17 protein-coding genes are annotated in these 18,116 nt (G+C 54.2%); 9 read left to right on the top strand and 8 right to left on the bottom strand.

Features of this window, described 5'->3' with window-relative positions:
* Positions 1–3: 3 nt before the first annotated feature.
* Positions 4–723, bottom strand: a complete 720-nt coding sequence (locus tag AB3175_RS00680) for a murein L,D-transpeptidase family protein (protein ID WP_367359019.1) — start codon at positions 721–723, stop codon at positions 4–6.
* Between the two features lie 165 nt (positions 724–888).
* On the opposite strand from AB3175_RS00680, the gene AB3175_RS00675 reads away from it, so the two are divergent.
* Positions 889–1,767 carry a L,D-transpeptidase family protein gene (locus AB3175_RS00675; RefSeq protein WP_367359018.1) on the top strand — a complete coding sequence of 293 codons (879 nt, stop codon included), beginning with the start codon at positions 889–891 and terminating at the stop codon, positions 1,765–1,767.
* Positions 1,768–1,916: 149 nt separating this feature from the next.
* Here AB3175_RS00675 and AB3175_RS00670 read toward each other — a convergent pair whose 3' ends face one another.
* Positions 1,917–2,285, bottom strand: coding sequence for a hypothetical protein (locus AB3175_RS00670; RefSeq protein WP_367359017.1), 369 nt, complete (start codon positions 2,283–2,285; stop codon positions 1,917–1,919).
* A 405-nt stretch (positions 2,286–2,690) separates the two neighbouring features.
* On the opposite strand from AB3175_RS00670, the gene AB3175_RS00665 reads away from it, so the two are divergent.
* Positions 2,691–3,029: a hypothetical protein gene (locus AB3175_RS00665; protein WP_367359016.1), complete on the top strand. Its 339-nt coding sequence runs from the start codon at positions 2,691–2,693 to the stop codon at positions 3,027–3,029.
* A 46-nt stretch (positions 3,030–3,075) separates the two neighbouring features.
* Here the strand turns inward: AB3175_RS00665 and AB3175_RS00660 are convergent, their stop codons facing one another.
* Together AB3175_RS00660 and AB3175_RS00655 are read right to left on the bottom strand one after the other, a co-directional pair.
* Positions 3,076–5,055, bottom strand: a complete 1,980-nt coding sequence (locus tag AB3175_RS00660) for an EAL domain-containing protein (protein ID WP_367359015.1) — start codon at positions 5,053–5,055, stop codon at positions 3,076–3,078.
* 14 nt (positions 5,056–5,069) lie between these two features.
* Positions 5,070–5,717 (bottom strand): transglutaminase-like cysteine peptidase, encoded by a 648-nt coding sequence (locus AB3175_RS00655; RefSeq protein WP_367359014.1) that lies wholly within the window; start codon positions 5,715–5,717, stop codon positions 5,070–5,072.
* Between the two features lie 377 nt (positions 5,718–6,094).
* Here AB3175_RS00655 and AB3175_RS00650 point away from each other — a divergent pair, with 377 nt between their 5' ends.
* A complete protein-coding gene (locus AB3175_RS00650) occupies positions 6,095–6,919 on the top strand; it encodes a hypothetical protein (RefSeq protein WP_367359013.1) in 825 nt (274 codons plus the stop codon).
* Between the two features lie 81 nt (positions 6,920–7,000).
* Here the strand turns inward: AB3175_RS00650 and AB3175_RS00645 are convergent, their stop codons facing one another.
* The 3 genes from AB3175_RS00645 to AB3175_RS00635 form a co-directional block, all read right to left on the bottom strand.
* Positions 7,001–7,495, bottom strand: a complete 495-nt coding sequence (locus tag AB3175_RS00645; protein ID WP_367359012.1) for a septal ring lytic transglycosylase RlpA family protein — start codon at positions 7,493–7,495, stop codon at positions 7,001–7,003.
* 272 nt (positions 7,496–7,767) lie between these two features.
* Positions 7,768–8,184 carry a nucleoside diphosphate kinase regulator gene (gene rnk / locus AB3175_RS00640; protein WP_367359011.1) on the bottom strand — a complete coding sequence of 139 codons (417 nt, stop codon included), beginning with the start codon at positions 8,182–8,184 and terminating at the stop codon, positions 7,768–7,770.
* 66 nt (positions 8,185–8,250) lie between these two features.
* Complete coding sequence (locus tag AB3175_RS00635) at positions 8,251–9,483, bottom strand: DEAD/DEAH box helicase (RefSeq protein WP_367359010.1); 1,233 nt, start codon at positions 9,481–9,483, stop codon at positions 8,251–8,253.
* A 188-nt stretch (positions 9,484–9,671) separates the two neighbouring features.
* Here AB3175_RS00635 and AB3175_RS00630 point away from each other — a divergent pair, with 188 nt between their 5' ends.
* From AB3175_RS00630 to epsC, 3 genes are all read left to right on the top strand, one after another.
* Positions 9,672–11,561, top strand: a complete 1,890-nt coding sequence (locus AB3175_RS00630; RefSeq protein ID WP_367359009.1) for an ATP-binding cassette domain-containing protein — start codon at positions 9,672–9,674, stop codon at positions 11,559–11,561.
* Between the two features lie 25 nt (positions 11,562–11,586).
* Positions 11,587–12,399 carry an ATP-dependent sacrificial sulfur transferase LarE gene (larE, locus tag AB3175_RS00625; protein ID WP_367359008.1) on the top strand — a complete coding sequence of 271 codons (813 nt, stop codon included), beginning with the start codon at positions 11,587–11,589 and terminating at the stop codon, positions 12,397–12,399.
* Positions 12,400–12,504: 105 nt separating this feature from the next.
* Entirely contained in the window at positions 12,505–13,461 is a 957-nt protein-coding gene (gene epsC, locus AB3175_RS00620; RefSeq protein ID WP_367359007.1) for a serine O-acetyltransferase EpsC, read from the top strand.
* A 17-nt stretch (positions 13,462–13,478) separates the two neighbouring features.
* Here the strand turns inward: epsC and AB3175_RS00615 are convergent, their stop codons facing one another.
* Positions 13,479–14,615 (bottom strand): MFS transporter, encoded by a 1,137-nt coding sequence (locus AB3175_RS00615; RefSeq protein WP_367359006.1) that lies wholly within the window; start codon positions 14,613–14,615, stop codon positions 13,479–13,481.
* Positions 14,616–15,052: 437 nt separating this feature from the next.
* Here AB3175_RS00615 and AB3175_RS00610 point away from each other — a divergent pair, with 437 nt between their 5' ends.
* The 3 genes from AB3175_RS00610 (at position 15,053) to AB3175_RS00600 (ending at position 17,909) form a co-directional block, all read left to right on the top strand.
* Complete coding sequence (locus AB3175_RS00610; RefSeq protein WP_367359005.1) at positions 15,053–16,015, top strand: L,D-transpeptidase family protein; 963 nt, start codon at positions 15,053–15,055, stop codon at positions 16,013–16,015.
* A 104-nt stretch (positions 16,016–16,119) separates the two neighbouring features.
* Positions 16,120–17,439: a L,D-transpeptidase family protein gene (locus AB3175_RS00605; protein ID WP_367359004.1), complete on the top strand. Its 1,320-nt coding sequence runs from the start codon at positions 16,120–16,122 to the stop codon at positions 17,437–17,439.
* A 182-nt stretch (positions 17,440–17,621) separates the two neighbouring features.
* Positions 17,622–17,909: an Lpp/OprI family alanine-zipper lipoprotein gene (locus AB3175_RS00600; protein ID WP_367359003.1), complete on the top strand. Its 288-nt coding sequence runs from the start codon at positions 17,622–17,624 to the stop codon at positions 17,907–17,909.
* Positions 17,910–18,116 lie beyond the last annotated feature (207 nt).

Genomic DNA, 18,116 nt, shown 5'->3' with positions numbered 1-18,116 from the left:
CAATCAGGCGCCCTGCCTGGTTTTGAATTTTGAAAGCTCCCGCCAGATCGTATTATACAGATCGGGCACCCAGGAGGGATCGGACACTCTGCCGGGGTTGGGTCCGTACTTCCGCATATCATGGGGGGTGATGATCACATTGACATTGTTCGGACCTGTCTTTGCGACAAGGACGAACAGCTCCTCAATGGCGGTATCGCCAACGGCAAGGCACCCATGGGATTTATCCTTTCCGTGAATGAATATATCACCTCCCAGATTGGATCTGTTTTCATCACGAGCCCTCTGAAGGTCATAATCATTGGGATAATTGATTTTCATGGACAGATGAAACTGGCTGGCCGGATTCAGGGCGATGATCTGATAGATGCCCTCGGGAACCTGGCGGTCTCCCCTTCTCAGTTTGGGGCCATGCCAGCCGCTTGCAGCCAGGATTTCATAGTCGCGTACATGGGTCCATTTGCCTTCATTTTCAGCCCAGACCTCAAGGACCATTTCTTCTTTCACGACAACAAAACTGAGACGGAAAGAGGGGTATGGGACACCGGTCCGATCGAAAAAGGGTTTTATTCGGGCCTCGGCCCTCGGACCGATCGTACTGAGCACCCTCTCCACTCCGAATTCCTCGTAAAGGGCACCTTCCTGAGGACCGGTAACAGCGGCTTCGCAGCCACATCCGGAAACCATAACGCAAAGCCAAACCGCAACAGCGTAAAGTGCCATGCATCCTGTACGTTTACAATTCAGCATGATTCATGTATGCTCCATTGAAATTTAATCCCGGACAGCCGCCCCTGTCCTCCAATGGCTCTTGCCAAAGATGTTCCAAACTGACATCAGGTCTTCAAAAAGTAAAGATTACGCTCTTAATAGTGATTTATAGCCTTTATGACAAGATTATTTTTCTTCTTTTTACTTCTGGCTCTGTTTCTGCCCCCCGCCGTGGCCCAGGGAGAATTTTTTTCCCTGGCGCCGTCGGACACGGTTGTTGGGGCCGTCAGGACTTACAGCGTTGAACGGGGGGAATCCCTGATTGAAATCGCCAGGAAATTCGAACTGGGGTACAATGAAATCACCGAGGCGAATCCAGGAGTGGACCCTTTTGTACCCGGCGAGGGAACACCGGTGAGGATTCCTACCATGTGGATCCTGCCCGACATGGAGATGTCGGAACAGATTCTCATCAATCTTTCCGAGTATCGCCTGTATTACTTTTTTGAATCCGGGGGGTCACGATTCCTGGAAACGTTCCCTATCGGCATCGGCAGAGAAGGCCACGACACGCCCGTGGGGGAATTCAAGGTGATCGAGAAGATCGCCAATCCGCCCTGGCATGTTCCCGAATCCATCCGGCTTGAAAAGCCTGAACTACCGCCGGTGGTGCCTCCGGGACCCGACAATCCGCTGGGCACTCACGCCCTGAGGCTGTCCGACCAAAGCATCCTCATTCACGGTACAGACAAGCCTTTTGCCATCGGCAGAATGGCCAGTCACGGCTGCATAAGGCTTTATCCTGAGGACATTCCGATTCTTTACACGCTGGTGCCAAACGGTGTCCGCACGATCATCGTGCGCCAGCCTGTCAAAGTGGGCGTCCACGGCGGCAGGGTTTATCTGGAGGTGCACAACGATCCGTACGCTGAAACGACCCTGGCTGATGCCGCGGCATTGCTGATCCGAAGAGGTCTTCTTGGAAGGACGGATGTTTCGAAATTGCGGAATGCCTTTGAAAAGAAAGACGGGATGCCGACCGATATAACCCAGTAATTCCGGAATGCGGCTTACCGGAATGAAAAGCGGGGATCTAAGCCGGCCATGGGAAACACGGGACGTTGCGTTTCTTGAAGACGAGTTTTGATTCTTGCCGGGGCCGCTCCTGCATCCTGGCACAGGAGCCCGGCCCCCGCAAGAATTGCCTATTTTCTCTGGTGCAGTTCAAAAGCCTTTTCGGCTTTCTTTGCAGCAGCCTCCGACCTTCTTGCCGCAGCCTCGGCCCTGTCCGCAGCGATGTCACCCTGATTGCGGCTCTCCTTAGCCGTTTGCAGAGCCTCTGCCGCATCTCTCGCCGCTTTGTCCGCTTCAGCCTTGGCTGCGCTGCAGCCGGCCTCAAGTTTCGTGACCCTCTCTCCCAACTGCGTTGAGGAATCCCTGGATGCGGCTTCCAGCTTGGAGATTCTGTCCGCCAGGGGATCGGTCTGCTGCCTGACATAATCCTTGGATGCACAGCCATAGGAGATGACCAGCACAAGGCTCATCAATAGCATGAAAACAATGGATTTTCTCATTTCTTCACCTCCCTTCCGCCTGAAATATACTGCAGCTTAATGCCAAAGATGAAGAGTTTCAACCCATAAAATGCCTTTTGCCTGTGCGGCTTGAAACTTGTGACCAGAAATCGCCCGTCCAACCGGGTCTCTATCGCTCTCGTTCCCTTCAACCCCGACTCCTTCCCCGGCAGGATCTTCCGATTTCAACGGCCCCTGTGATGGCGCAGGGTGGCACGTCCTTCTTTCGGGACCCGGTTTCTTTATCCCCGCTCTTATCCTTACAGAGAACCCGATCCTCAGCGATTGAAAAATGAAGAATAAATCTGTTTACATTACGGGGTCAAAAGATCATATTGAAGTGAAGAACCGCTCCGGAAGCTCTATAGGGACAGGCCCGGGGCTCAAATTCACAGAGGATGAACAATGAACGGAAAGAGAAACGTCGTTTTTTTTCTTTTTTTGATGGCGGCAGCGCTGATTGCAACCGCATGCTCGACGCGGACTCAGGAACTCCTTGCCGAGGATTATATGAAAATGGGAAATGAGGATCTTCTCCGCTACTTCTATCGCCTGGACGATGAGATCCAGCGTCAGGAAATGCCGCAGGGTCCGGAAGTCGGGTTCGGAATAGGAACATTCGGTCATCACAGCGGCATAGGTCTCGGAATCGGAACAGGCTCCCTGGGTTATACGGCCGATGAGCTCAGAAAACGCAGGATCGATGTCCGGCTGGAATTGAAAAAACGGGGGTTGAATCCCTGAAATCGATTCTGCGGTGAGGAATAGCTTTTTCTTTTCAGGATAAGATTCAGCTTCCCGCTGAATTCCCTGCCATCGGCTTCGGACGATCGATGGCATACCCCTGCAACCCGTCGATATTCAGTGTTTTGAGCATATCAATCTGCTCCTCCGTCTCCACACCCTCCGCTATCACCAGGACATCGATGCTGTGGGCAACACTGCAGAGCGACCCGATGTAGAATCGGCTGTCGCCCGCCGAATCCTTCAGCGCTTCCGTGTACGCCCGGTCAACCTTCACATAATCGGGACGCAGGAGCTGCAGATAGCCCAGCCTGGAGAGACTCTGCCCGTAATGGTCCAAGGCCACGGCGTGCCCCCACTGCCGGATATGCTCCCGAAACTGCCTGACGGAATCAAGGCTTCGGATGGCCGCGGATTCGGCGAATTCAAAGACAAGGCGCGGAGCCGACGGAGGCAGGTCCCTCAGGGCGGAATGCAGCCAGCTGCGGAAGTCATCGTCATGAAGGGAGGCAGGGGAAATGTTCACGGCCACGGCGTCAACGCCGAGTTTCTGCCGATCGAGGCGCATCGCCTCTTCCAGGACAATGCGATCCAGGAGAGAAACAAGCCCCAGGCGCTCCGCAAAGGGCAGAAAGAGCTCCGCACGAAATTCCACGCCGTCCTCTCCTCGAACGATCCTCGAGAAGACTTCCAGATGCATGCAGTCATTCCGGACTGCCGTTCTCACTACAGCTTGAGCATCGAACCGGATTCTCCGCGCCTGCAACACGTCTTCCAGTGTGCGCCTCCATTGCTGCTCTCCGGCGTGCAATTTTTCCGTCTCTTCCGTAATTCCCCGGATATGCCAGGCATTTGGCCCCTTCTGCTGCGCCGTCCTCAAGGCCAGGTCGGCCTCCGACAACAGGCTGCCAAGTGCCGTGGGGGTGTCATAGGTCACGGCGCCGATATTGGCCACATTCTCCGTCGCCGATAGCTTCCTCTCGGCAAGGCGGCTTAAGGCATTCGCCGTCTTCTCCGCAATCTTCGGAGCCTCCCAGGACAGCGAATCGGGCAGAAAGGCGGCAAAATCCCCTCCCGTAAGCCGTGCAAGGACAGGATTGGAACAGGACTGCGCGAGGTCCCGGAGGATGAACGCGGCCGCTTTCAACAGCTCGTCTCCGGCCTGAAGGCCTCGCTGCCGGTTGAGGCGCTGCAGATCGCGGATCTGGACAAGCAGGAGAAGGCCGCCTCCGGCTCCTTCACGCTCTTCCTGCCTGGACCGCATCTGCATTTCGAAGTAGCGGCGATTTCCCAGCCCCGTCAGGGAATCGAAATAGGCATGCTCCCGGAACCCCTCCGCAAAGGCGGCCTGCTCCTCGAACATCTCCTTCACCTTGAAGGTCATCCGGTTCATGGCGATAACCACCTGGCGGAGTTCCCTTGTCCGCGGCAGAGGTTCCTGACTTTCATACTCCTTCCTGCAGATCGCGTCAGCCTGGCGCTGCACGAGCGCCAGCGGCCTCAGAAGCAGCCGCAATCCGAGCCCTCCCACGAGAAACACGAACACGGCGCAGGAAAGAAACCAGAGGGTCATTCTCGCACTGTCTTTCCACAGGGCAGAGTAGGCAAATCCCGGGTGGCTCCTTACATAAATCTTTCCCCCCTGCCGCCAGCCGGCCATGACATTCGCACTTGCCTCGGGGGGATCGAGGGGGGCCAGGGCAATGAACCAGGATGGCACATCCTCGAACGTCACGGCAAGCTGACGCTCCACGACGACCTTTCCCTCCACGTTGACGTACCGGATGGTCTGGTAATATCCCCGATCGAAGACGGCGTTGATCATGCTTTCTAAACTGGCCCGGTCCTCTTCGACGGCCCGTTGTGAAATCGCCAGCCCCAGAGATGTCGCCGTATCCTGCGCATGGGATTCAAGCTGATTGAGCAGAAAAGAACGGGTATTGTTGAAGCTGAGAAGCAATGTTCCCGTAAACAGAATCAGGAACAGCATCAAGGTGAAGAGGATGAGCTGCTTAAAGAGTGTCATTCTTAACCCCTCGTTCAGATTTTGTGATCCGACATTCGCGTAAGGAGATCTCTCCATTTTCTGAGCCGGCTGCTGGCGGTTATGCTGCCCCGCCCCCGTTGCTGGGCCATCCAGAGACCGGAACCGTTGAAACTGAATATGGGCGATAAATCGCCCCGCTGTGAAGAAGGCTTGATGGCGTTGATGAGATTATCGAGGATAAGGGGTTCTTCCCCTGGGTCACGGTAATAGGTAAGGACCATGTGTGGCCTGTTGATCTCCAGGGCTTTAACATAGGCAATGTTCAGCTTTTCTTCCGAGATTCCCATGGCCTTCAGAGTAAAATATTTGGCAATGGCGTAATCTTCACAATCCCCTGCCCCCAGGCTGAGCAATTCCACCGGCGTCGCCCAGTAATCATTCACACCCCAGAGATGAAGATCTTCGGCATAGGAAACGGTGCTGTTAAAGAACGAATTGACCCTGTCAAGCGTCTCCAGGTCCGACTGAGTCCTCCCTTGACGGACGAGATGTTCCCAGGCGATCAACCGGCCCGGAGCCGCTCTGCCGAACCGTTCTTCCGCTTTTTTCAAGACCTCCTCATCGATATGAAATCTGTCAGCCGCCATACCGGTTTTGACAAAGGCGAGACCGAAGAGAACGCCAAGAATCCATATGATCAATCCCGCTTTCTTCATAGTTGTGGCCGGCGTCATCTTTATGACTATTGGCGTTGGAATGGGTCGACTCCAGGCGCCTGTTCCTCCCGGAATGGCACATGGAGGAAAGTTCGATAACTTATTTCATCTAGGTTCGGTAAGACATTATTTTTGACGGTGTCAGTATAAAACCCGTCTTTTCATGTGTCAATAAAGAAAGATAACCAAAATAATTACAATTACTTCCACCGCCGGAGGGAATATTCCAGGAGTGGCGCTTTAATTGCATCAACTTCCTGAAGATCATCCCTAACATTCCCGGATTCTAAAACCGGAGATTCAGCCGATGACCGACACAAAGACATCGAGCTGATATTCCTTGGGGATGGGAGCAGAGAGTTATGAACCAGCTCAACCGCCGCAGACGAAATGTTGCCGCCATCGTTTTCATCCTGATCCTGGCCATCCTGGCGGTTTTCCTTTACTCCCCGGCAAAGGAGCAGAAACAGCCCCCTGCCCCCGGAGCCGTCAAACAGACCGAAGGCCTTCAAAAAGAATCGGCCAGGCAGGAGTTTGAAGATGCCAGCTTTGAAGGAAATGGAAAGTGGTACGGGCTATGTAAAAAGAACTCCATTCATTCCCTTGACGATTTCCGCAAGGCGGTGCTCAGCGACCCGGTGCTGAAAACGCACTTTACGGGATTCAAATGGGAAAACGCGAAAATGGGCAGACTGGACAAAGCCACGCGGGCCTACGTATATTACAGGAAAGACGATACGATCTTTCGAAAAAAGACGCCGATCACGCTGCCGGCCGGCGACGGATATATCACCGACGGCGATACAACCGTCAGAACGATGTGCTGCAACAGTTACGCAGCCGCCCCTCCCGCCTATGCGGAACCCGAGTTGGAGGCAGAACCCGCTGCCGGTCCACAGCCCCTGAATGTCAACACCTATCCGGCGCCTCCGGAACCGGCCGAAACGCTTATCCCTGAAGAGCTGATCGGGAGAACATTGGCCGATTCCAGAATTGTGGTCCCGCCTGTGATCATTCCGCATCACACTCCAGACGACCGGCCGCATCCGCCATCCCACGACCACCCGGAGGAACCCAAGGAGCCCCCTCCCAAGCCACCCAGGCCCGTACCCATTGTTGCTCCGATCCTTCTGCTGGGTACCGGTCTCCTCGCACTAACCGGGATCAAAAGAAGGTTCAGGAAATAGGATTTCCATTTCACAAGGAGCGGGAAATCGTGCTCCTGAAAATTCAGTTCCGCCGCTGCCACGACAGAAAAATCCGGATTCCTACTGCGCGGCCTCGTCGAGTTTCGTGATCCTGACCATAGCCGTCCCCCTGCCAAGAAAACCCAGTTCACGCGCCGCTGCATGGGACAAATCGATCAACTCATACCCGTGGTTTCGGCAGCGGTCATTGACCGTCACGATGACGGACTTTTGGTTGTCGAGATTTAAGACCTTGACCCGGGAACCCAGAGGCAGCGTCGGATGGGCCGCCGTCAGTTTCTCGGGATTGTAGAGCGCACCGGAACTGGTTCTTTTGTTCCGGAAGCTTTTGTTATAGTAGTGGGCCTTTCCCAGAACCCCTTTGCGTTTCTCCGGTTCGATCGTTTCATGCTGCTCGCTTTCAATCAATTCCCGCTGCAGGGATGTGTCTGCAGAAACGGGTCTTACCGTGACCAGAAGGCCCAGCAAACAGGCAAACGCCCAGCAAGCGGCCTTCCGATGATGCTCCCTGAAATGCATGGTGAACTCCTTGTTGCTGCCGGTTTCATGCTCCATTCTTTATCCTCGGGTTCTTGCCGTCCGCGGTCCGGTCATTCTTCTCCAGTTACCCTTCAAAAGACATTTTTCCTATATGAAAAAAGCGGGCCTGATTCCGTCGGTCCATTCTCCCCCACCGATTGAAATCAAAGCCTCAGAACGGGGGTTACCCGGAAAGCCGCTGACGTTCTCGGATTTCAATCGGCCGGAACGTCAAATTTCTTCAAACGGCCGATAACCCGCTTCTTGGGATTTGGCAGGAATTTCCCGGGAACCGACTTCCTCGTTCCCTACAGGTGATAATCACCGGCTGCCTCCGGCTGGTAGACGACGTTATCCACCCTCAGACGCTTCGTTCCGGAAGGAACATTCCACTCAACGGTATCCCCCACACGATATCCAAGCAGCGCCGTTCCAATGGGAGACAGGATGGAGATTCTTTTCTTTTCAAAATTCGCATCGGAAGGAAAGACCAGCGAGACCGTCATGGTTGCCCCGGAATCCAGGTCCGTAAAAACGATCCTGGAATTCATCGTAATGACATCCTTCGGGATTTCGTCCGGTTCGACGACAAGCCCCCGGTCCAGCTCCTTTTCAAGCATATCAAGGTTTGCCTTCCTCTTGTCGTCGTGCTGGCGGATTTCATCAATCAGGCTCCACAATCGCTCCAGGTCAAATTTTGTAATATAGATCTCTCTGTCAGACATGATCTTCTCCTCCTCATGGATACGTTCGTCAGATCAACCGCTTCAGTCATACCGCGTCCTGATCATTCAGGATTTCTTTCTCCTCCTGGACCTGATCCAGGCTTCGTGCTCTTCGATCAGCGCCTCGGCACCGGTTTTCCTGCTGGAGAGGGTCAAGGTGAAATCGTAATCGTTTTTCCCGATCTTGACAACCTCAATCTCCCTGTTCAGGAACTGCCGGATTTCCTCCAGGCGCTCTTTCTCTTCCGTGCTGCAGAAGGAAAGGGCAACCCCCTTGTGGGAACCCCGCCCTGTTCTTCCCACCCGGTGGACGTAATTTTCCGCCTTATCCGGCAGATCATAGTTGATCACGTAGTTGACATCCGGGATATCAATGCCGCGCGCGCTGACATCCGTTGCAATGAGAAGATTGACTGTCCCCTCCTTGAACCTGCTGAGCACAAGGGATCGTTCTTCCTGGTCCTTTTCGCCATGAATGGTGAGAGCCTCAATCCCTACCCGTTCCATGGCTTTGGCAACCCGCTCCGCCCGCACCCGGGTCCGGACAAAGACCAGGATCTTGCTGTCCCAGTGCTCCTTGATGAAGCGCTCCAGGAAGAACCGCTTGTCATCCATCTCCACAAAGAGGACCGCATGGGAGACATTGGCGGCCACGGGATCGTCGGGGGATATCGAAATACGGATCGCCGTACTTTTTACCTGGGAAAAAGCGAGTTTCTTGATCTCCGGATTGATGGTTGCCGAAAAGAACAGTGTCTGATGTTTTCGATGGAGCATTCTTTTGACGGCCTGAATGTCCTTGATAAATCCCAGATCCAGCATATGATCCGCTTCATCCAGAATCAGGGTCTCCAGGGAATCCAGCCGGATGAATCCCTGGTGGATGAGATCGAACATCCGCCCCGGGGTGGCAATCAGCACGTCGATCCCATCCTGGAGCCGTGCAATCTGAGCATCCTGCTCGACGCCGCCGATCACGGGATAAGATTTCACCCGTGTGTGCTTCGACAGCGCGGCAAATACCCCGCCAATCTGCAGGGCCAGTTCCCTGGTGGGCACCAGAACGATGCACGTGATGCCGAAAACCCGCTGACGGCCTTTTTTCCGGTGAATTCTGTCAATCATGGGGATGGCGAAAGCGGCCGTCTTCCCTGTTCCCGTCTGCGCTATGGCCAGGACATCCTCCCCCTTGAGAATCGGCGGAATGGATTTAAACTGGATGTCCGTCGGCCTCTTGAAGCCGAGCTGGGCAAGATTCTTCTTGATCGCCTCGGAGATGGCGTATTTCTCAAATTTCATGATTCCCCTACTCTTTCCCGATACGTCATGGTAAATACCTTTGAAACCCGATAAAAGCAATTTCAATGTTTCAAAGAGGAAGTGGAGAAATCCGCCTCTTTTGCGGCAGGTAAAATCTTTTTTCCCCTCAGCCACGAAATTTCCGGGACAGAGCGGAGATTTCGGCAGAAGGGATACAGGAACTGGCGATGGCATTCGTATGGATTCATGATGTCACCCTGAGCCTCGGAGGGCCTCTTCTCCTGGAAGGAGCAACACTCCGGATCGAGGAGGGTGAGCGCATCGGACTGGTGGGCCGCAACGCAGCCGGAAAATCAACCCTTCTGAACATGCTGAACGGGGACCTCCCCCCTGATGAAGGAGAGGTCGTTAAAAGCCCCGACGCCCGGATTGCCCTGCTTCCGCAGGATGTCCCCGACGATCTGCCGGGTACGGTCTACGAGATCGTTTCCTCCGGTGCACCGGAACACCTGGAGCTGCTGAGGCAATATCACGAATTGACGGGCCGTCTTTCTCAAAACGCAGACCTGGATTCTCTGAAAAAGCTCGAACGGGTTCAGCACATCATGGAGACATCCGGTGCCTGGCATTTTCACCAGCGGGTCGAAAATCTGATTTCCCAGAGCGGCATCGGCGAAAACATCGAATTTCGCACCCTCTCGGCAGGACTGAAACGCCGGGTCTTTCTGGCCAGGGCCCTGGCGGCTGATCCGGACCTTCTCCTGCTGGATGAACCCACCAATCATCTGGACATTGACACCATCCTCCGGCTGGAAGAGTTTCTACTCAAGTTCAGCCGGACGGTCATCTTTGTGACCCATGACCGTGCCTTTCTTCAGAAGCTGGCAACCCGCATTGTGGAGGTGGACCGGGGCCGGCTTCTTTCCTTCGATTGCCCTTACGATGCCTATCTCGAACGCCGGCAGGCCATGCTGGACGCGGAAGAGAAGGCCTGGCAGGACTTCGACCGGAAGCTCGCAAAGGAGGAAATCTGGCTGCGTCAGGGGATCAAGGCCCGCCGCACCCGGAACGAAGGCAGGCTGAGGGCTCTGGAGCAGCTGCGCCGCGAACGGGCCCTGCGCAGGGAACGGGCGGAAACCGCGCGGATGGCCATTTCGGAGGCGCAGCGCAGCGGAAAGCTCGTCGTCCATGCCGAAGGGATCGATTTTTCCTTCGGCGACCGGGTTATTATCCGGAACTTTTCCACCACCGTCCTGCGCGGCGACAAGGTGGGCATTCTCGGCCCCAACGGATCGGGAAAAACAACGCTGCTCAAGATCCTCCTGGGAGAGCTGACGCCTCAGCACGGCCGGCTGCGCCTCGGCGCCGGCCTGGAGGTCGCCTACTTCGATCAGCTCCGGGCTCAATTGGACGAAGAGCGCACCCTCAAAGATAATATCGCCGGCGGCAACGAAACGGTCTTCACGGGAGCTGCGCCGCGGCATGTTGTCGGGTATCTTCAGGATTTCCTTTTCCCGCCTGAACGGATCCTGTCGCCTGTCCGATCCCTTTCCGGCGGTGAGCGCAACCGCCTTCTCCTGGCCAAACTCTTCAGTGTCCCGTCCAATGTCCTGGTCCTTGACGAACCCACCAATGACCTTGATTCAGAAACTCTGGAGCTTCTGGAGGAGAGGCTTCTCAATTACGGCGGAACGATCCTGCTGGTCAGCCATGACCGCGCCTTTCTGAACAACGTCGCCACGTCCACCCTTGTTTTCGCAGGGAACGGACGCCTGGAGGAATATGTGGGCGGATATGACGACTGGCTTCGCCAGAGGCCCGCCCCAGCCAGCCGGGAGACGCCGGACAGGGCGGAAAAACCTGGACGGGAGAAGAGGGTTCCGGAACAGCGGAAACTATCCTACAAAGAGACGCGGGAGTTGGAGGCTCTGCCCCGGAGAATCGAGGCCCTGGAACAAGAGAAGGCGGGGATTTACGCCATCCTGAGTTCGCCTCAATTCTACGCCAGGGGCGATTCCACCGCGGTGGCCGGAACCAACGCGCGGCTGGAGGCTCTGGAGCGGGAGCTGGAACAGGCCTATCAGCGCTGGGAGGAACTGGAAGATTTTGTATCATAAAAGCACGCAGCAGGAGAACAGGACCATGAGCGAACAAAAACTCGATGCCCTCCAGAACCTGATATCAACCTTCCCGAGCGCCGTCCTGGCGTTTTCCGGCGGAGTCGACAGCACCCTGCTGGCCGTCATCGCCCACCGGATACTGGGAAACCGCTTCCTGGCGGTCACGGCAGCTTCCCCCGTTCATCCGGAATCTGAACTCGTTGCAGCAAAGGAACTGGCTGCTCAGTTTGGATTCCGTCATCAGGTCATCTTCACTCAAGAATTTGCAGAGGCCCATTTCATCCGCAACCCGCCGGAACGTTGTTATTTCTGCAAGCTGACCTTATTTCGGGAATTGAAGAGCATCTCGGAAGAAGAAAATTTTTCCGTTCTTCTCGCCGGCGACAATTATGATGACCTGGCGGATTACCGTCCCGGCCACCGTGCCGCTCGGGAGATGAATGTCCGAAGCCCTCTGCAGGAAGTGGGGTTATCCAAAACGGAGATCCGAGAATGGTCAAGAAGGGAAAATCTTCCCACCTGGTGCAAACCGGCTTACGCCTGCCTGGCGTCCCGGATACCCTATGGCCGGGCCATTACGGTGGAAGCCCTGGCCAGAATCGATCAGACGGAGAGTTTTCTCCTCTCGCTGGGGTTTCTGGAAATCAGGGTTCGGGACCACTTTCCCGTGGCACGGTTGGAGTTCGGAAAGGCTGAACTGGAAAGGGCCTGGAACCTCAGGGAGTTGATTGCCGCCACGGTGCACAAGTTCGGCTTTCCCTATGTCGCCATCGATCTCGACGGATTCCGTTCCGGAAGTATGAACACCGTGTTGCCGGATATGCTTATGGGGTAATGGCATTCGGTCCATCATCTGAATCCAGGGTAAACAAATGCTCTTTCCATCGGGAGAGCATTCCGGAACCCAATTGAAAATCCCAAGTACCAGGAGGTTATGAACATGGAAGGACCCGGAAATCTGGAGCAGGAAACAAAAACGTGCAAGGCCGACGCGACATCACGGTCCCGTTACCGCGAAACCCTCCCGCAGATCATCGATTCCATTGTGGACTCCTGCCAGAAAGAGACCCGTTTATCCCATATCAGCCCGGAACGGATCCCCTCCAGGCAGGCCGTCAAGGAAATCCTGAGCCGCACGCGCCAGCTTCTCTTTCCCGGGTATTTCTCCCGGGAGAATATCGATCCGGTCAATCTGAATTATGAAATCGGGTCCATGGTCACGGTCCTTTTTGAATTGCTGGCCAGGCAGATAACGCACAGCTTCCGGCATCAATGTTTCCGATACAGCCTTCCCTGTGTGGGATGCGAAGAAAAGGGCTATCAGGAAGCGGTGACTCTGCTGCTCAGCATCCCCGGTCTGCAGAAAATACTTTCGACCGATGTGATGGCCGCCTACGAGGGGGATCCCGCCGCAGGCAGTTCGGACGAAATTATTTTCAGTTATCCCGGAATTTTAGCCATCAGCATCTATCGGATCGCCCACCAGCTTTACAAACAGGAAATCCCCCTGCTGCCCCGGATGATGACGGAATACGCCCACAGCATCACCGGCATCGACATTCATCCAGGCGCTACCATCGGCGAAAGTTTCTTTATCGACCACGGCACGGGCGTCGTCATCGGTGAGACCACGGAGATCGGGAAAGGGGTGCGCATCTACCAGGGGGTTACGCTGGGGGCCCTTTCGCTTCCCAAGGACGCAGGAGAGCAATGGAGGGGGAAAAAGCGCCACCCCACCATCGAAGATGACGTCATCCTCTATTCGGGAGCGACGATTCTCGGCGGAGACACCACCATCGGCGCCCGGTCGACCATTGGCGGCAATGTCTGGATCACGGAATCCGTCCCACCGGACACCCGGGTTATCATGGAAGAGCCGCGGCTGCACTTCAAGTGAGAAAGGGAAGCGGTTCGTCAATGCAGCGGCATTTTTATCTTCTGGGTGAAGTACAGCGAAACAAGGGTCAGGCCGGCGCCTATGATGAAGGGAAGCTTCCAGTTCAGCAGCCACAGGCTGCCTCCTAACAGGGGAATAACCACGGCGGAGATATGGTTGATCGTGAAGCCGATGGCGGTGCTTTGCGCCAGATCCCCCGGATCGGCCGTTTTCTGGAGATAGGTGTTCAATCCGATGGCGAAATTGAAGAAGATGCTGTCCAGAATGTAGAGGACAACGGCCACCCATGCATTTTCGATCAAGGCATAACCCAGAAAAAGAATAAAGAGGCTGGCGCTCTCCAGGGAGAGGACCACCCGCTCGCCGTAAACGTTGATGGCCCGGGAGATGTACCGGTTGGTCAGGTACGTCAGAGTATAATTCAGGACATAGATGCCGGCAATGGTGCTGACGCTCAGCCGGTATTTTTCGACGAGAAGGAAGACGGCAAAGACAATGAAAATCTGCCTCCGGGCGCCACTGAGAAAGTTCAGGACATAGTACAGCCAGTATTTCCTGCGGAGGACGAGTTTGTTCTGCCGTTGCAGTCCATGCTCCTGAACGGGATTTTTCGACAGCATATAAATTCCGGCAGATGAAATAAAGATCCCCAGAAGCAGAAAATTCAGATGATAGGGCAGAAGAAAGGAAAGGCCCCAGACAATCGTCCCGACGGCAATATTCGCAAGGGCCCCATACCCACGCAACCGGGCAAAGACAACGGGCGCATCCCTCCTGTCAAAATACTGAACCGTCAGGGATTTGTTCGTCGTTTCAAAAAAATGAAAGCCAACCGACATGATCACCGTTACCATCAGCATCCCGGGGAACGTTGGAAAATAACCGGTCGCCCCGATTCCGATCCCCAGAAGTACCACGGACCAGGCCGACAAGCGATGCTCCTTCATGATCAACAGGACGTACATGACCATAAAGGTCAGAAATCCGGGGATTTCACGAACCGCTTGAGCCACGCCGATCTGAAAGCCGTTTACTCCCACCACTTCCTTGGCAAAATTCGTGAACAGGGCCATCCATCCCTGCAACCCGGCACTGGCGCATATCACCAGGACCATCAGGTAGGTGTACATCGGTTTTTCCTTGAAGAGTTCCATAAGCGCCCCGGTATTGTAGAATGTTTAATCCGGCTGGCCGATCCGCAGCAAAAGCCTGGCGATGCTGAACAGATTTATGGCTGCTTGTCAATGTCTTTTAAAGTGAAGATGTTCGAGCGCTATTCTCACAGTAGTTATTCTCTCTTAATTGTGCTATGAACAACCTGCCGTTGGAGCAACGGCGATCCAGTCATCTGAACATGTCAAGACACAAACCGCATGTGGATCAAGACGCTAGTCCTGAGATCCGGATGACTGCAGACGAAGGCTTCCTTTTTTTGGTATCCTCGGGTTAACGAGATCCCCCTGAGCAGAACCGGAAGGACGTCGCCGATCGTTCCCCAATAAAGCAATGAATTTCAAAAGAGTTATGCGCCCCGAGGCTTGAAATTGACACCGCTTTAAGGACCCTTGGGAAAGGATTGATTCAAGAGCTTATGACAAAAATTCCCCGCATCCGGCCGGACGGAGAACAAAGCAGGATCAAGGCGCTTCTTTCCTGTTTCATGGCCGTCATCCTGCCGTTTCTCATCGTTGGGTGCACCCCCTCTTATGAGGGCTTCCTGTTCAAGTCGAACCTCCGGGAAGCCAATGATTTCTTCAATCAGGGAAACTACCGGGCATCTCTAAACAAATATGAACAGATGATGAGCGATTATCCCGAGTCGGCAGACAGGGTTCTCTTCGAGATGGGTGTGATTTACGCCCATCCTGAAAACAAGCAGAAAGATTATGAGAAATCCCTGGAATGCTTTCAGAAGCTCCTGAAGGATTACCCGGAGAGCAGATATCGGCAGAACAGTATGGCGCTGACATCCCTGGTCAAGGATGCCATGAACAAAGAGAACAGGATGACCGCGCAGGAAAAGCAGATTGAGACAGTCGGGAAAGAGCTGCAAAGCAAGGGGAACGAGGTTATTCTACTGAAAAAAAGGATTGAAGCCCTCGAAAAGAAGGCCTTGATCACACGGACCGGCCCGGCTGACAGAATCCTGGTTTTAAAGAAAGAACGACTGTTGATGCTGATTTCAAAGGACCAGGTGTTGAAGACCTACAAGATCGCCCTGGGAAAGGACCCGAATGGTCCGAAAGAAAGGGAGGGCGACAACAAAACCCCGGAGGGAACCTACATCATCGATTCACGTAACCGGGACAGCAAGTATCATCTGTCGCTTCATATTTCCTATCCAAACGAGAGAGACAAAAATCGAGCAAAAAAAATGGGGGTTTCTCCAGGCGGAAACATCATGATTCACGGCATTAAGAATGGATTCTCATGGATTGGTGATTTTCACAGAGGATTTGACTGGACGAACGGCTGTATTGCCGTAACAGATGAAGAGATCGAAGAAATCGCCAGGCTGGTGCCAAATGGAACTACGGTTGACATAAGGCCATAAGAGTCCGCTTCGTCCTCGCAAGGCAGAGCCTCCTCGGGCCCTGAACGATCCGGGATATTTTTTCAAAAAAGCTTAATTCGTTCTGATTCAACGTTGTCTGATTGATGTGCAGAATACTTGAAAAGACCATTTTATCCGACATTCTCCGCCACCTTGTCCTGTTGATCCTCATCCTGGTGCTTTCTGGATGCGCACCGCGAAGGATCTTGAATGCGAACCCCCATCCCTTCCCAAGCTCCCCGGCAGAAAAAATCGAGCGCAACAAATTTTCCGTTGATAAAGGCGATGATGTCATTGGCCGGCTGGCATTTCTTCGGCTCGAAAGAGGGGATACTCTGCCGGATATTGCGAGGCACTTCGGTCTGGGCATCAATCAAATCAGTTCAGCCAATCCCGGGGCAGATCTGTGGGTTCCTGCTGCCGGGGAGCGCATTTTACTTCCCATGAGCTTTATCCTGCCGGACCACCCCAGAACGGGGATTGTGATCAACTTAGCCTCCATGAGGCTCTTTCAATTCAAGGAAAACGGCAAGTCGGTGTCCGTTCATACCTATCCAGTCGGTATCGGTTCCGCTGAACGTCCAACCCCCAGAGGCCAGATGCATGTCAGCCGCAAGATGTTCCGGCCGACTTGGTATGTGCCCGCCTCCATTGCAGAGGATCATCGAAAGAAAGGGGACCCCCTGCCCGCAAAAGTTCCGCCGGGGCCTGACAACCCCCTGGGCGAATATGCTTTATACCTGGATGAGCCCACCTATCTGATCCACGGAACGAATAAACCGGCGAGCATCGGTCTCAATGCAACCAATGGCTGCATTCGACTCTACCCGGAAGACGTGAAGAAGCTCTACGACGAGACTCCGGTCGACACCCCTGTGAATATCATGCGTCAGGCATATCTCACCGGCCAGCGAAACGGCGTCATTTACCTGGAAGCCCATGGCTCTTCCGGAGACTCCGATGCGATTGAGTTAAAAACGATCTACGCAAAATTGAGGGCTATGGAAAAGAAATCGGCTCACAGAATTGACTGGAAAAAAGTTGAGAACGTTCTGGCCGAGGGCAAGGGAATCCCAGTAGCCGTATCCCGGTTCCAGCAGAAAAGCGGGACAGGAGCCGAGAGGGTTATAGAACTCCGGCATCCAGGCAGATTATACGGCAGGCCGGAAATACCGGAGTTGAAGATGGACGCCTGGTATGTTCTGGCTGCTGAGATGGGCGACAAGACGGATGCGGAGAGGGCTGCCGCCATCATCAATCACCAGGGGCCGCCGATCCCTGCGAGGGTGCTGCCGAAGGGAAATCGCTACCGGGTCATTGCCGGCCCGTTCGAAAACCTCGGCACGGCTGAACTTGCCGTCAGACGTTTGAAAACAGATCTGGAGATGGAAGGCATTTTGATTGAACCTCCCAGCAAAAGATAGCCGATCCCCTTTTTTACGTTTGTATTATCCCCTAAAATATCTTAAAGTACCCTCAACTTAAACGCCTACAAAAAGAAATTTTAGCGGGGGGAAAAGGGCAAGAAGGACTGATCACGGGCAAGAAATTTCAGCATGTGCTGAAAAATAGGCAAGCTTCTATAGAAAGGAGGTGATACGGGAAGATGAAGAAGAGTCTTTGGGTGATTTCCATTCTGTTTGTTCTCGCCACTCTGGTGGGTTGCGCAACGAAGGCTGACCTTCAGAAATTACAGGCCGATGAACAGCAGATTAATATGAAAGCCGATCAGGCATTGAAGGATTCTCAGGATGCCAAAGAGGCCGCAGTGAAGGCAGCCGATGCCGCGGCTCGGGCCGAAGAGCGGGCGAGGATCGCCGAGGAAAAGGCCAGGATCGCCGAGGAAAAGGCAAAAAAGGCTGATGCCGTTTTCGAAAAATCCATGAAAAAGTAAGTTGATTCTGCTGGAGAATGTAACCCTTGCTTCAGAAAAAGTGGTGTCTGAGCCTCAAGGCCCAGACACCACTGAAGAACTGAAGTTGCCGACATCTCCTCTCAGGAAGAGGGATATTCAGCTCCCGCTTTTTCCCCTGTCAGGAAACTGGAGTAATCTCATCTCCGACTTGAATTGCGCCCCCCTTCAGGACGTTGAAAGGAAAGA

Origin of the sequence: Syntrophus sp. (in: bacteria) (assembly GCF_040768185.1) — a bacterium.
Lineage (GTDB): Bacteria > Desulfobacterota > Syntrophia > Syntrophales > Syntrophaceae > Syntrophus > Syntrophus buswellii.
Note: the sequence above shows the minus strand (reverse complement) of the source record. Positions and strands in the feature narration are given on the sequence as shown.